The sequence below is a fragment of the Aeribacillus sp. FSL K6-8210 genome (genome assembly GCF_037963925.1).
Lineage (GTDB): Bacteria > Bacillota > Bacilli > Bacillales > Aeribacillaceae > Aeribacillus > Aeribacillus composti.
The window spans coordinates 451,712-466,457 of sequence record NZ_CP150172.1; the positions used below are offsets into that span (position 1 = coordinate 451,712).

Sequence of the window (14,746 nt, forward strand, 5' to 3'; positions counted from 1 at the left end):
GAGAAATAAAAATTGGTCCGGTTTAGTTTGTTACCAAACTAGGGATTCTTTGGCTGAGAATGGCAATATCAAGGTGTTTATGACTTCGAATTAATCGTACTTGGCTGTTCTCGGATATGCGGAATTTACAAACCTATATGAATAAACAGAAACATTAATAAAACGTCATATAAAGCTTCATTTTCTTACTTTTACAGACAGATTCTCTATGCCAATACGAAAAACGTTGCTCTGAAACATCGTCCAATTCAATTTAACTGGACACATTTTGGAGATTTTCAGCGTGAAGAAAATCCGATTGTATTAGCGGATCGAATTCTTTTCCGGCTGACTTGATTACACCGGCTAACAATCAAAAGGGTTATTTGAACTTGAGACTGGCTATAATCTTTCCTTTCCATCCGTGTGTCGGAGCAGGTAAAATAGATGATCGATGGAAATTATCGAAAAAAGAATGAAGGTGGAAGAAGTTGATTAAAAAGGAATTAAATGATAAGTGAAAACTTTTAAAAAACGCACCTGAAAAAAAGATGGAAGTTTTCCTTTCAGGTGCGGAATGTCATTTTTAATGCTTCTATCAAATGTACAATAAACACGTATCCATCATAAGTGTAAGCAAAATTTATGAAATTCCGGCAGCTTCGGCCAAATATTCGACTAGATGCAATGCCCGCACAGAATCAGACAGTTTTTCGCGTTCGATACCAAGCTTCATCTGTATGAGACATCCTGGGTTGGTCGTAATCACGACTGATGCTCCGGTCGCTTTCGTATGCTTCATTTTCTCATCAAGGATGTCCATTGAGGCATCATAGTTAATAATATTATAGATTCCTGCTGAACCGCAGCACATGTTTGCTTGCTCCATCTCAACAAAATTAATTCCTGAAATACTTTTTAGAAGGTTTAAAGGCTCCTCAGTCACTTTTTGAACATTGGTCATATGACACGAAGGCTGATATGTGACTCGTTCTTCCGGATTTGACCGAAGATTAGGCAGTCCGCCGCAAGCGACTAGCACTTGGCTGATATCTCTTGATTTTGCAGTGAACGCAGCCGCTCTATCAGCCCATTCTGGATCATCTGCGAGCAGGTGGTCATATTCATGCAGCATAGCTCCGCATCCTCCGGCATTATTCACAATAAAATCAACGTTCTCTTGTTCAAATGCGGCGATGTTTTGTTTTGCGAGACGCTTGGCTTCCTCTATTTCACCAGAGTGCGCATGCAGTGCGCCGCAGCATGTCTGATTAGGAATGACAATGACATCACAACCCGCTTCTGCAAGCAGCTGTACAGACAACCGGTTGATGCGATGGAACATAGCATCCATGATACATCCGGTGAAAAATGCAACTGTATATTTTTTTTCACCTTTTGCTTTCGCTTTGGAAGGAGCTTGTTTACGCTCTGCTGGTGAAACTGCCTGAGACATTGTCGCTTCGAATTCACCTAAATGATAAGGCAGCTTTTTCATAATACCAGTTTTGCGCATCGCTTTTTGCAATCCGCTTTTCTCATAAAGCCAAAACGTATTGCCGATCACATTCATGGCTGTTTTACTAGGGAATACGTTCTGAAACATTGTCTTTCTCAGCAGACGAACAGGAGCTTTAAATTTCTTGCGTTTCACAAGTGCAGCCCTTGCTGATTCAAGGATGGAACCATATTCCACTCCAGTCGGACAAGCCGTTTCACAAGCCCGGCATCCAAGGCATAAATCCAACGGCTCTTCAAGCACTGATAGATCCGTGATTTTTCCTTCGCCAACCATTTTGACTAAATTAATACGTCCGCGCGGTGAATGTGTTTCTATTCGCGTAGTTACATATGTCGGGCAGACGGGCAGACAATAACCGCACTGTACACAGCTGTTCGTTTTATTATATTGAAATTCTTCCCTTAGTTCTTCAAGAGATTCTTTCATGTTAACTCAACTCCAATTTCTGCCCCTTTTCGGGGAAAATTTTTCCTGGATTCATGATGTTATTTGGATCCCAAACTTTTTTAATCCGCTTCATCATATCCAGACCGACTGGTCCTAATTCCATTTCCATAAAAGGAGCCTTCATAGTTCCGATGCCGTGTTCGCCTGAAAGCGTTCCGCCAAGTTCAACTGCTGCTGTGAAAATTTCAGCGACAGCTTGTTCTACGCGGCGCATTTCTTCTTTGTCGTTTTTGTCGCAAATAATGTTTGGATGCAGGTTGCCATCACCTGCGTGACCGAATACGACGAGGTGAATATTATATTTATCTCGAATTTCCTGCAATCTTGCGCACATTTGAGGTATTTTGCTTCGTGGTACGGTGGCATCTTCTGAAATTTTGGTCGGTTTTATACGTACGATAGCCGGAGATACCAGCTTTCGAGCTTTCCAGATCTCCGCTTTTTCCGCTTCATTTTTTGGAATGCGAACAGCTCTTGCTCCGACAAGATAACATAGTTCCGCTGCTTGTTTGATCTCATCCTTTAAAGCTAAAGGATGGCCGTCGAGCTCAATGAGAATAATCGCTTCTGCATCTACAGGTAGCCCTAAAGGCTCGTAATTTTCGACCGCCACAATCGAAGCTTGATCCATTAACTCCATTTTGGCAGGCAAAATACCTGACGATAAAATTTTTGAAATGGCGCTTCCCGCATCAACAAGGCTGTCAAATACCGCCATAATGGTTTCGGAAGCGGGCGGCTTTGGAAGAAGGCGCAAAATTGCTTTTGTAATGATGCCTAAGGTTCCTTCTGATCCGACAATGAGTTTTGTTAAATCATAACCGGTTACATTTTTTACAGTGCGTCCGCCAGTATGAATGATTTCACCCTCAGGAGTGATAACCTCCAAACCAATCACATAATCTTTCGTTACTCCGTATTTTAATCCTCTTGGACCTCCAGAGTTCTCAGCTAAATTTCCACCAATAGTAGACACATGTGAACTGCTTGGATCTGGAGGATACATTAATCCTTTTTTCTCGGCTGCTTTGTGAATATCCGCTGTTAATACTCCCGGGGATACAACGGCGATTAAGTCTTCTTCATGAATTTCAAGTACATCATCTAATACCGATAAATCCAATACCATACCGCCTTTGACAGGCAGCGGGCCGCCGCTTAATGATGTGGCCTGACCGCGAGGATAAACTGGGATTTTCTCGCGATTGGCAAGCTTCACAAGGGATGCTAATTCTTCCACGCTCTTTGTTTGAATGACCACATCCGGCAGAAATGTTCCGAAAGAGCCGTCAAATGAATAGCTGAAACGGTCGCTCTCTTCAGTGAGTACTTTACCGGTTTTAACTATTGATTTAATCTCTTCAATATGACTCGGTGTAACTACCTTCATATGAATCTCTCACTTTCCAATTTTCTATATCGTATAATCTCTTAAAAGCAGACTTAATTTTTTCTCAGCATTTTTTAAATGGATGAGACATTGGATTTTGGCGAGGTCCGGTTCTTCTGCTTCGATTGCTTGTAAAATATTGTAATGTTCTTGATATACAGCTTTTCGTTTTTGTTTTAACTCCACGTTAGGTCGCAACGTAATCTTTAATGTTTTTTCATAAAGAGAGGATAGATTTTCAAGTGTTTGAATTAAAACTGGATTATGTGTAGCCAAAATAATCGAACGATGGAATTCGATATCGGCCTCTGTTGAAATGTCTCCTTCTTCTAATGATTCATTTTCCATTGTTTTTAAAATTCGTTTCATTTGCTCTAGCTGTTCAGGTGTACGTCGGAGTGCTGCTAAATATGCTGCTTCCGGCTCCAAAATTTTTCTCATTTCAAATAAATATTTAATGCTGTCCACATCATCGCTCTCAATTCGAATACGCTGTAATAATGATGAATTTGTTGATTCTTCTACATAACTCCCGCCGCCTTGACGCGAGGAAATGACACCTGCTGCACGCAGCATACTTAAAGCCTCGCGAATAGGTACTCTACTTACACCGAATTGAGCAGCCAACTCCATTTCTGTCGGCAGCTTAGAGCCTGGTGGAAATTTTCCGATTTCAATTTGTTTCAATAATTCACGAGATATCATTTGCGAAACTTTTTCTTTTTTGGCCATGACTCCCTCTCCTTTCGTAGTTCTAAAAATAGGGAATGAACTATATTTGTATAACAAATTTATTGATTTATATAACAAATTTATAATAATTTTTCAGTAATTTTTTTTGAAATTTTAATTTACAACACGCTATTTTATGATTATAATAATCAAAAAAAATAAAAAACACAAGATATACAGTAAAATTTGTATTACTAATTTGTATTACAAATAACAAATTATTAGAATATGTTATTTACATTAGGATCCAACACAAGATATGGGGAACCTTTATATTAGCCTGAAAATGTAAACACTTACATTTTTATAAGATTTTTTGGCCTTCAGCCTGTGTATTTCAAGGTGTGTTGATTCCTAATTGTAAATAAAGTGAAGTAATTTCGTTTCAATAATTTTCGGAACATTTACTTCATTCAATCTATACAGTTTTTTCTATATTCATTTTAAATTTAGGGGGAGTGGGTATGATGAATGACGCAGTATCTTTGGAAAAGCAAACAGTGCGAAAAGTAACAAGGAGGATTATTCCATTTGTATTTTTCCTTTATATTATTTCGTATTTGGATCGGGCTAACATTGGTTATGCCGCTTTGGAGATGAATGATGCCCTTGGTTTGACCAGCCAGGTTTTCGGTCTGGCAACTGGTATATTCTTTATCGGCTATTTTCTTTTTGAAGTACCAAGTAATATTTTGATGGAGAAGTTTGGCGCCCGTGTCTGGATTGCGCGAATCCTCATTACATGGGGAATTATATCGATGGCGACTGGGTTTGTACAGGAAGCAAGTCATCTTTACATTATTAGATTTTTGCTCGGTGTTGCAGAAGCTGGCTTTTTCCCGGGAATTGTTTTGTACTTAACATATTGGTTTAGGGCAAAAGATCACGCAAAAACCATTGCCATGTTAATGAGTGCGATTCCTGTATCATATATTATCGGTGCTCCACTTTCGACATGGATTATGGACAACATTCATTGGTTCAATGTTGAAGGCTGGCGCTGGATGTTTTTAATTGAAGGTGCTCCGGCTGTGATTTTTGGGATCGTGACTCTATTTTATTTAGCGGATAAACCAGAGGATGCAAAATGGCTCACCGAAGAAGAAAAGAATTGGCTAATTGCTGAATTGGAAAAGGAAAGAGTAAAAGAAGCAGATGGCAAAAAGGGTTCTGCAAAGCATAGCGGACATATAGAAGCTCTTCGTGATGCAAAAGTGTGGTACTTTGCCATTATTTATTTTGTTTATATTGCCGGTACTCTTGGTGTCAGTTACTGGATGCCGCAGATTATTGATGGAATGTCAGCGTCTTTATCTAATACACAAATTGGTCTAATTGCTACCATTCCTTATATTGTTGCTACTATTGCCATGAACTGGTGGTCAGCCCGCTCTGACCGCAAAGGAGAAAGATGGCTTCATGCTGCCTTGCCGCTCTTGGTAGGGGCAATAACATTGATAGGCGCTGGAGTAACACTCCAACCTGTATTGGGCATGTTATTCATCACTTTATCACTTACAGGCATGTATTGTTATAAAGGTCCTTTTTGGGCGCTGCCTACAACAATGCTTAATCCAGCACAAGCAGCTGTTGGGATAGCTGTAGTAAATTCGATTGGCAATCTTGGCGGTTTTATCGGTCCATATGCAGTAGGAGCATTGAAAGATTTGACGGGAGGAACAAGTGCCGGGTTGTATTTCTTAAGCGGCTTACTTGTGTTTGCTTTCTTTATGTTACTTGTCAAACGAGAAAAACCTAGAGCTGACATCCAAAAACAAGCAGTATAAGTGATGTCTGGCACTGCTCGAAGAGGAAAAGGACAAGGGAGAAAATTCCTTATCCTCAGGCTGTCGAGAAACTTCGACAGCCATTATTTTTATTTATAATCTTTATCAGTTTACCGTGTTAATTTATTATAATATTAGTTAGGAGGATAATAACCATATGAACTACAAATAAAGAGAGTTAAAATGAATATAAATTTGTTGTATTGAGGAACTTGTACCGGAAGATCACCTTTTACGAAAAATAGATCAATACATATATCACTGAAAAGGTTAAGGATTTGTATTGCCCGGATAACGGAAGACCTTCTATTGAGTCTGTTCTCGGTCCGTTAGAGTTTCGGAAGCATTGGAATTTGGCATCGTCGGTTTGAACGATTCGATTCCTGCTGTCGCCCAAGCGCCATTTGGAGGCGTGAAAGAGAGCGGAATAGGCCGAGAAGGGGGACACCATGGAATAGACGAATATTTAGAAGTTAAGTATATTTCGATGGGTGTTTAAACGGTTCTAATGCAAAAGGAAGACAAATAGATAAGAAGCAGATTCATCCGTTTAGGGCAGCAGCCTGAACAGCTTTCCTGCACATTTTTGGCATAGCAGACCTTGATGAATCTGCTTTTTTATTCATTTTTACAAATTGGACGGAAAAGGAATTTTCCTTCTTTAAGTGCAGCCGCCGAAAGATGTCTTGTAAAAAATTTTTAATAGACGATGCGAAGAATGAAACATAAATTGATGTGGGGTCATACTTGGGCTTCCTCGAATTCGAGTCAGCGGTCTACAATACATTGAATTGGAAAAAATGAATGTACAACAATTAAAACATAGCAAGTGATAGACAAATATTTACAGCTTTTGAAGCAATAACGACTCATAAATTCGAATGCGCTGCAGCTGCAAGCGCTGCCTGCCCGAGACTAATGCCGCCGTCGTTAGGTGGAATTTCTTCACCGATCCAGATATGCATATCGCTTTCATAAAATAACTCTTTCAAATCAGCTAACAAAAGCGAATTTTGAAATACACCGCCGGACAACACAACAGTGTCAATTTCATAGGCCGCTCCTAAAGAACGAACACTTCTAAATATGCCTTCTGCGACGCTTCGATGAAATGCGCGAGCAATCACCGCTGCATCTTTTCCTTTTAGACGGTCTTCTGCCATTTCCTTTAAAAAAGGACGGTAGTCTAGCTCTTTTCCATTCCACGGGAAAGAATATACCTTCTCTAATGGAGCTGTACGTGCTAAATGCTCCAGCCAAATGGCTGCTTGTCCTTCAAATGAGATAGGACCGGTAAATCCTAAAAGGGCCGCTGCTGCATCAAACAAACGGCCGACGGACGTTGTTGGAAAGGTGCGCAATTGTTTCTCTACCATCTTCACTGCCGTGAAAAATCGTTCAGGAAACGAAAGCTGCTTGCCGACATTTATTGCCCATTTCGGATCATCCACAAAGAAACCAGCTAGCGCTTGAAGCGGCATGCGTGCCGCCGCATCTCCGCCGGGAAGCATGGCGTAACGAAGATGTCCGCGCCGTTTTAGACCTTCCGCAGCGCTTCCGACAAACAGCTCGCCGCCCCAGATCGCTCCATCGTCGCCAAAACCTGTTCCATCAAACGCCACTCCGATCACCCGTTTGTCCAATGCATTTCGCTCCGCCAGCACGGACGCCACATGAGCGCGGTGGTGCTGGATGCCAATATGTTGATAAGCTTCTAGATTGTGGGCAAAGGCGGCAGATTGGTAGTCGGGATGAAGATCGTACGCCACAATCGTTTCTTGCAATCGAACATCATACATCGACAAAAGATCATGGACCGTTTGCTCAAATGACATATATGCTTCGTATTTCATCAAATCTCCTAAATGCTGGCTCATGATCGCCTGTCCGTTGACCACTAATGTAATGGTATTTTTTAGGTCAGCTCCAACCGCAAGAACAGGCCGATCACTGGGCAATTGGGCAGCAGGAAGCGGCGCATACCCCCGCGCCCGCCGAAGTACAGTAGGGCCAAATGGGCTGACGCGAACGACGGAATCATCAACGCGGCGGGCAATAGGGCGCTCCCCAATAAGCCATGCGTCCGCGATGCCTTCAAGTGCCTTGATCGCTTCTTCATCATCATAGATGATCGGTTCACTGGAACGGTTAGCACTTGTCATTACAAGCACTTCTGGTGCGTCGAAATGAAACAGCAAATGGTGGAGAGGGGTGTATGGAAGCATTACTCCTAAATCGGAATTATCAGGAGCTACTCCCGGCAGCAATCGGCGAGCCCGTGCCAACACGATGGGTCGGGCGGAAGATGTAAGGAGATTTTCTTCTTCCGCACATATATCGATAAACGACCTTGCTGTCTCGAGATCTTTTACCATTAAGGCAAACGGCTTTTCCCCGCGTCGCTTCCGCCTTCTAAGCTCCCATACCGCTTCTTCGTTTTCAGCATCACACGCCAAAAGATAGCCGCCAAGCCCCTTGATCGCAACGATGCGCCCAGAACGAAGGAGCTCGGCCGTTTTTTTGATCGCTTTTTCATCACCATGTATTTCTCCATCCTGTCCCTGCACATGATAATGAGGACCGCAATCGGGGCAAGCAGTTGGCTGCGCATGAAACCGTCGATCCGCCGGATCATAATATTCCGCTGAACAAGCCGGACACATAGACCACATATGCATTGTCGTATAAGGCCGGTCATACGGCAGCTGCTCAATGACCGTATATCGTGGACCGCAATCCGTGCAATTGATGTATGGATAAAGGAATCGTCGGTTAGCTGGATCAAACAATTCTGACAAGCATTTCGGACAAACCGCAAGATCAGCAGGAATTTGCACTGTCGGCCGATTATGGAGCGTGCTGGCTAAAATTTTGAAATCAGCTGCTTCTTGTAAAGGCGCATCTTTAATTTCCAAATTGGTTATTTTAGCTGAGGAAGGGTATCGATCTGTAATTTCTTGAACAAATTGTTGAATGGCATCTGCGTCCCCTTCCACATGAATCTCCACGCCGCTTTCTCCATTGCGCACCCATCCGCTGAGCTTCCACCGCTTTGCTTTACGAAAGACAAAAGGACGAAAACCGACCCCTTGCACAACACCATATATTAGAATACGCTGCGCTATTTTCATGATGAATCACCTGCTTTCGTTATAAAACGGGAGATTTTCGAGCTTTCGAACAGATAAATAGAGCTTAGTGGACCGTCCGAACTTTGAATAAGAAAACATTGTCCGTTGAACTTGATGCGCTGGCATTTAGCTTTGTTCTCGCATTCTGAACTGAAGGCGTATACATAACAGAACCTTTCATGCCGACATATTCCACTTTCCTAGAGATGTATCCGTTTATTTTGCACGTATCTTCCCTAAAGAGAAGAGGGGGCGCCCGTTTAAGATAACGGCTTCTCCTCCTTTGCGGACGGCAATGCAACCATGCATCCGCGGCCGGAAACTCCTATTTGAATGACCTGCCCGTCTTCTACTAATACTGGAACAGTACCTCCTCCCGTCAAAACAACAAGCTGCTTTAATGCCGCTTTGTCTTCTTCGACATCATACTCGACAAATTCTTTTCCGTCCCATAATAAACTTTCCCGCAATTCCTTCGTGTAAGGACATCCTTTCGCACCATAAAGCTCCAGCATCATTTCTCATCCTCCAAAGAGATGATTTATTATTAAGCATTTTCATGATTGATTAACAGATGCGAGGCAACGGATCGCCAATCAGCATATCGATCAAGCGTGTACCTCCATATTGAGAACGTGCTAAAACTGCTTTTTTTGGCTCTGCTTGTATTTCACCAATGCGCTTCGCATTCTCCCCGCCCGGCATGCTTCTTAGTGTTTTTAATGCGATATCGGCGTATTCAGGCGAAATGACGGCAAGAAACTGCCCTTCATTGGCAATATGAAGGGGATCCAATCCTAAAATTTCGCAGGCACCGCGCACTGCCGGGCGAACTGGAATTGCCTCTTCATCGAGTATAACAGCTACTTGAGCGTCTCTTGCCAATTCGTTTAATGCCGTAGCTACGCCGCCTCGGGTTGGATCGCGCAGCCATCTAAGCCCCGGCGCCGCCGCCTCAATAAGTGCCGATACGAACGGCCAAACCGCCCGAGTATCGGAAGTAAGATCAGCTTCTAAATCCAACTCCCCTCTAGCCAATAGAACGGTAATCCCATGATCACCAATTGCACCAGACAAAATGACATGATCACCCGGTTGAACGTTTCTGGACGAAAGAGAAACGCGCGGATCGGTAAGGCCGATACCGGCTGTCGTGATGTACAGACCGTCCGCTTTTCCGTGCTCCACTACTTTCGTATCTCCCCCGACCACAGGCACTCCGGCACGTTGAGCTGCCTTGGCGATAGCCGCCACTTCCCGTTCCAACTCCGACGTTGCCAATCCCGCTTCGATAATAAGTGTTGTCACCAAAGCCAACGGCTTTGCTCCCCCCATCGCCAAGTCGTTTATTGTCCCGTTGACGGCAAGTTCGCCGATAGATCCCCCTGGGAAGACGAGTGGATTGACAACAAAGCTGTCAGCAGTAAACGCCAATCGGCTCCCATTTGCCTCAACATATGCCGCATCATTTAATTCTGCTGGCTTGTCTCCCATCATATAGGGAACCAACAGTCCTTCGATCAGTCTTCTGCTAGCTTTCCCGCCAGCGCCATGTGCCAATTCGATATAAGAATCAGTAAAATTCACTTTGGCTGTCTTCATGCTTGTTCCTTCCTTTCTTCCTGATGCAACGATTAATTAAGAAGTTCAGTGAGCGTCTCCCAAATCATATAACGTCTGAAAGTAAGCTGATGAACCCTGCCACTGCCCGAAATCGAAACGCATTGTATTTCACCTAACAGGGAAAACCAATCTATATAATTTCCTCCTTTTTATTCACCCACTGCTTCTTGCAAATGAACGTAATGATAATAGGCGGCGCATGCCCCTTCTGACGACACCATAAGAGCTCCCACCGGATGTTCCGGAGTGCATTCTTTGCCAAACAGCTGACATTGATGCGGTTTCAATATACCTTTTAATACTTGTCCGCAAGGCGCCATTTGCGGATCACTCACACGAGCTCCCTCGACTTGGAAACGAACTTCCGCATCCCACTTGGCGAATTCAGGCCGCAATTTGAGCGCAGACTGCTGAATAGCCCCAAGTCCCCTCCATTCAAAAAGAGAGCGGACTTCAAAAACTTCTTTCATTACATCAAGTGCAGACATATTTCCCTCGTAAGGAACGACGCGGCTATATTGATTTTCTACTTCAAACCGCCCCTCGCGCATTTGTTTTACAAGCATGAGGATCGATTGCAGTAAATCGAGCGGTTCAAAACCGGAGATAATTATCGGTTTTTGGTATTTTTTTGCGATGCTTTCATAAGGACGGGCGCCGATTACAGATGAAACATGACCAGGTCCGATAAACCCATCAATGCGCATATCCGGAGAATCCAATATTGCCTGCATTGCCGGTATAATTAGGACGTGATTGGAAAATACAGAGAAATTGGGCACATCCAATTCACGTGCGCGCATGAGCGTCAATGCTGTTGATGGGGCGGTAGTTTCAAAGCCAATCGCGAACAGCACAACTTGCCGGTCAGGATTCTTCATCGCTATGTTTAAAGCATCTAAAGGGGAGTACACCATACGTATATCAGCCCCTTTAGCTTTTAGTTCGAGAGGCGTTCCATGTTTCCCGGGAACGCGCATTACATCACCGAATGCGGTAAAAATGACGTCCTGCTGTTTGGCAATCGAAAGTCCATTGTCCATCCGTCCCATTGGAAGAATACAGACAGGGCATCCCGGTCCATGGACAAGCTCAATGTTTTCAGGCAGCAGATTCTGCAATCCAAATCGAAAAATCGAAAAGGTATGTCCTCCGCAAACCTCCATAAAACGATAGTGATAATCTGGATCGACGAGACGGTGGATTTCTTCCGATATTTTGCGGATTAATTCCGGATTGCGAAACTCGTCAACATATTTCATCGTCGTCATTAAACTGCACCTCCTAAAATTAGATCAACAACGACTGCCTGCATGCATATCGTCTTTTTCGGAACGGGTTTTGATTGACCAATCATATGCCTTTTGTTGCCTTAAGTCTCCAGCGCTGTGTATTAACATGTTTAAACTTTTTCGTTATCAAATTGGTAACCTTGTACTTCCTCGATCGCTTCATCCGATTCATTTAACATGCTTAGCAAATTCAATTGTTCATTTGCTTGTTCTTCACTGATTTTGCTCATCGCAAATCCCACATGAATAAGCACCCAATCTCCAAGAAGGAGATGTTCATTTTTTAATAAGTCAATGTTAATTTTGCGGCGCACACCGCAAACATTCACCACAGCATAATGGCGGTCACCATCTAACATTTCTACAATTTGGCCTGGAATAGCTAAACACATAAATGAATCGCTCCCCCCGATTTGCAATAAATATGAAAATTTAGATATTTTATTGTCCGTAAAGAAAACTAGAAGTTCATTCGAACACTAAAACACTGAAACTTTTGTTAGAGATTCTTTAGAACAATCATGTAAATTCAAGGCGCCAAATGATGATGCGGTTATTTCCTGAATCAGCAATTGCCAGACGATTTTGATGACACCAAATCCCGTACGGCCAGCAAAGTGAATCCCTTGTTACGGCTTTCCAGCGATTTTCTCCCATTCCTTCGAAATCTGCTTGGCCAATAACATACGAAGCAGGATGATACGCTCCTTTTCGCGGCGACTCAGTAAAAAGAAGGATGCGGTTGTTTGCCGTGTCAGCCACCGCTAGCAAATTGTCGTATTGTGCGATTCCGTAAGGAAACCGGAAGCGCCGAGGTCCTTGCGGTACATGGGGAAGTTCAAATGACTGAGTAAAATCTTGTTGACCGAGAACTAACTCAGCTGGGCGGTCCGTCTCTGGAGGCGGCGTATAGCCAAGAATGCGGTGATTGCCCGCATCGGCAACGTATAACGTATTTCCGTCGCCGGCAAGAGCGTGCGGCCAGCGATACGTATCCGTTCCTACGCCTTTTCCCTATTCTCACTGTTTACATAACCATTCGGTTGACCAAGAATGACATCAGGAACACGCCCATCTTCCGGTAAACCTTTCCATCCCAAAACTCGGCGATTCCCCGTATCCGCTACGTAAAACCATTCATCAATGTATGCAAAATTATATGGCCAATAAAATCCAGTCGGACTAACTTTTCCTCCTCGATTAGGGGATGTCCCTGACAGATCCTCTTGTCCCAAGACATAATCGGGAGGCTGGTTATTTATTTTTGGAAATGTTTCCCAAATGAGCAGACGATGGTGCCAAGCATCTGCGACAAATAGCTTTCCTTCAATGACCGCAACGCCAGTCGGGAGATGAAACAGCTTTGGTCCTTCTGTTTCAAAATCAGGCTGACCTAAAACGATGTCAGCTGGCGCATGATCATTTTCCGGCCAGCTGTACCAAATGAGTACGCGATGGTTGCCGCTGTCGGCCGCCACTACAATATCATCGTCTATATACACTCCCCTTGGTGCATAAAGATGAATCCTGTTTGGATGGGCAGGGGGCAGCACAAGACCGCCTGGGGCCGGTCCCCCTAACCACCGTTCGGGATATGCGGTTAACTTAATCGTATCCATATTTTTTCATCCTCTACCCGAACTGGAAATGGTTCTAGCTGCACGTGAGGTGCCGTCATGCATTCCCCGGTGGATAAATCAAAACGGAAGCCGTGCCATGGACAAGTAATAATAGAGTTGTCCACCAGTCCTCCGTCAAGAGACATCCCCATATGAGGGCATTGATTGCGAAATGCCATTACTTTTCCTTCTAAGCGAACCAGCAAAACATCGAGCTTCTCATGCGAAAAGCGAACAGGACTCCCTTCTTCCAGTTCCGAAGCGGATGGACCTTGCACCCATCCGTTTTGTTCTAAATTTCCAGTATCATTCATAGCGTGAAATGGCATGTAGCCGGAGGTCACTTCCTCTTCGACCATGACAACATGTTCAATTTCTGGAACGCGGGCTTTAATTGCTTCCTCAATCCCATTTTTCAACGTCATAGCGGATAGCGAGCAACCGGAACAAGCTCCTTGAAGGCGGACATAAACTGTATTTCCTTCCACTTTAACTAGCTCCACGCCACCTCCGTGGGAACGCATATAAGGACGCACTTCTTCTAACGCGGCGGCGGTACGGGTAAATAAATCTTGTTTAATGATTCCGTGCATCAAAAACATCGCATAAATAGAAGGGTCTTCTGCAGCTTTCAGCAGCAATTCTTTTCCCGCCTCCGTTTCACGAAACGTGCGAACGAGTTTTCTAAGAGCATGTTCGTGAAAGGCTTCAATGGCTTTTTTCAATTCCATTGCTTTCATCCGAGCGTCTTCTGGCAGACCCTTTATCGAGTCCAGCACGCGATCCACCCGTCCAGCCAAAGCTTGAAAATCCTCTTCCTGCTGAACTTTCATGATCACTCACCTCCAAAAGCCAATGTTTGCTCCAGAGCTTCTTCGGTTTTCCGATATAATAAAGCGGCAAATGTTTGTTTGGCCATCTCCTGCAGCATTTCTTCAACCGTATTACGGTCAACAATGTTAGTAAAATCATTGACGCGATGATTGGCTAAAGCCTGCAAAATGAGGCAAGAGCCCGCTGGATTATCAAGAAGGGCATCGCGAAAGAAAGCGTCCACAAATTCGTTCAGCCAAATTCCCTCACTTTGAGGATTTGCGCGAAGCCGTTCCAGAGCTTTTTGAGCTCCTTCATTGCGCTGGATGATACGTTCACAAAAGCGGTCAACCGCCATACCCAACAAAAGATTAAAGTATTGCTGTTCGTGGGGATTCATGCAATCCTTCC

General features: G+C 43.8%; 13 protein-coding genes and 1 pseudogene. 2 read left to right on the forward strand and 12 right to left on the reverse strand.

Going from position 1 to position 14,746, the window contains the following annotated elements; all coding sequences use genetic code 11:
- Positions 1–622 precede the first annotated feature (622 nt).
- The 3 genes from NSQ41_RS02325 to NSQ41_RS02335 are packed head-to-tail and all read right to left on the reverse strand — an operon-like array spanning position 623 to position 4,070.
- On the reverse strand, positions 623–1,927 hold the full coding sequence (locus NSQ41_RS02325) for a (Fe-S)-binding protein (protein ID WP_066248135.1): 1,305 nt from the start codon (positions 1,925–1,927) through the stop codon (positions 623–625).
- A 1-nt stretch (position 1,928) separates the two neighbouring features.
- Complete coding sequence (locus NSQ41_RS02330; protein ID WP_327856899.1) at positions 1,929–3,338, reverse strand: FAD-linked oxidase C-terminal domain-containing protein; 1,410 nt, start codon at positions 3,336–3,338, stop codon at positions 1,929–1,931.
- A 24-nt stretch (positions 3,339–3,362) separates the two neighbouring features.
- Positions 3,363–4,070 carry a FadR/GntR family transcriptional regulator gene (locus tag NSQ41_RS02335; protein ID WP_063387623.1) on the reverse strand — a complete coding sequence of 236 codons (708 nt, stop codon included), beginning with the start codon at positions 4,068–4,070 and terminating at the stop codon, positions 3,363–3,365.
- A gap of 464 nt (positions 4,071–4,534) precedes the next feature.
- On the opposite strand from NSQ41_RS02335, the gene NSQ41_RS02340 reads away from it, so the two are divergent.
- Both NSQ41_RS02340 and NSQ41_RS02345 read left to right on the forward strand, forming a co-directional pair.
- Positions 4,535–5,857, forward strand: coding sequence for an MFS transporter (locus NSQ41_RS02340; RefSeq protein ID WP_339210900.1), 1,323 nt, complete (start codon positions 4,535–4,537; stop codon positions 5,855–5,857).
- A gap of 319 nt (positions 5,858–6,176) precedes the next feature.
- Positions 6,177–6,356: pseudogene (locus tag NSQ41_RS02345) on the forward strand (aldehyde dehydrogenase family protein); the annotation flags it as partial.
- 370 nt (positions 6,357–6,726) lie between these two features.
- On the opposite strand, the gene hypF reads toward NSQ41_RS02345, so the two are convergent.
- The 9 genes from hypF to NSQ41_RS02390 all read right to left on the reverse strand — a co-directional run bounded on the left by hypF (position 6,727) and on the right by NSQ41_RS02390 (position 14,735).
- On the reverse strand, positions 6,727–8,988 hold the full coding sequence (hypF, locus tag NSQ41_RS02350; protein WP_339210902.1) for a carbamoyltransferase HypF: 2,262 nt from the start codon (positions 8,986–8,988) through the stop codon (positions 6,727–6,729).
- A 260-nt stretch (positions 8,989–9,248) separates the two neighbouring features.
- Positions 9,249–9,506: a Uxx-star family glutaredoxin-like (seleno)protein gene (locus tag NSQ41_RS02355; RefSeq protein WP_242513756.1), complete on the reverse strand. Its 258-nt coding sequence runs from the start codon at positions 9,504–9,506 to the stop codon at positions 9,249–9,251.
- Between the two features lie 49 nt (positions 9,507–9,555).
- Positions 9,556–10,590 (reverse strand): hydrogenase expression/formation protein HypE, encoded by a 1,035-nt coding sequence (gene hypE, locus NSQ41_RS02360; RefSeq protein ID WP_339210903.1) that lies wholly within the window; start codon positions 10,588–10,590, stop codon positions 9,556–9,558.
- 170 nt (positions 10,591–10,760) lie between these two features.
- Positions 10,761–11,882: a hydrogenase formation protein HypD gene (hypD, locus tag NSQ41_RS02365; protein WP_327856903.1), complete on the reverse strand. Its 1,122-nt coding sequence runs from the start codon at positions 11,880–11,882 to the stop codon at positions 10,761–10,763.
- Between the two features lie 131 nt (positions 11,883–12,013).
- A complete protein-coding gene (locus tag NSQ41_RS02370) occupies positions 12,014–12,295 on the reverse strand; it encodes a HypC/HybG/HupF family hydrogenase formation chaperone (RefSeq protein ID WP_063387617.1) in 282 nt (93 codons plus the stop codon).
- A gap of 127 nt (positions 12,296–12,422) precedes the next feature.
- Complete coding sequence (locus tag NSQ41_RS02375) at positions 12,423–12,665, reverse strand: hypothetical protein (protein WP_339210905.1); 243 nt, start codon at positions 12,663–12,665, stop codon at positions 12,423–12,425.
- 239 nt (positions 12,666–12,904) lie between these two features.
- Complete coding sequence (locus tag NSQ41_RS02380; RefSeq protein WP_339210906.1) at positions 12,905–13,522, reverse strand: hypothetical protein; 618 nt, start codon at positions 13,520–13,522, stop codon at positions 12,905–12,907.
- On the reverse strand, positions 13,504–14,355 hold the full coding sequence (locus NSQ41_RS02385; RefSeq protein ID WP_063387615.1) for a NifU family protein: 852 nt from the start codon (positions 14,353–14,355) through the stop codon (positions 13,504–13,506). Before NSQ41_RS02385 ends, NSQ41_RS02380 begins: the two co-directional genes overlap by 19 nt.
- Before the next feature lie 2 nt (positions 14,356–14,357).
- Positions 14,358–14,735 carry a hypothetical protein gene (locus NSQ41_RS02390; RefSeq protein WP_063387614.1) on the reverse strand — a complete coding sequence of 126 codons (378 nt, stop codon included), beginning with the start codon at positions 14,733–14,735 and terminating at the stop codon, positions 14,358–14,360.
- Between the last annotated feature and the right edge of the window lie 11 nt (positions 14,736–14,746).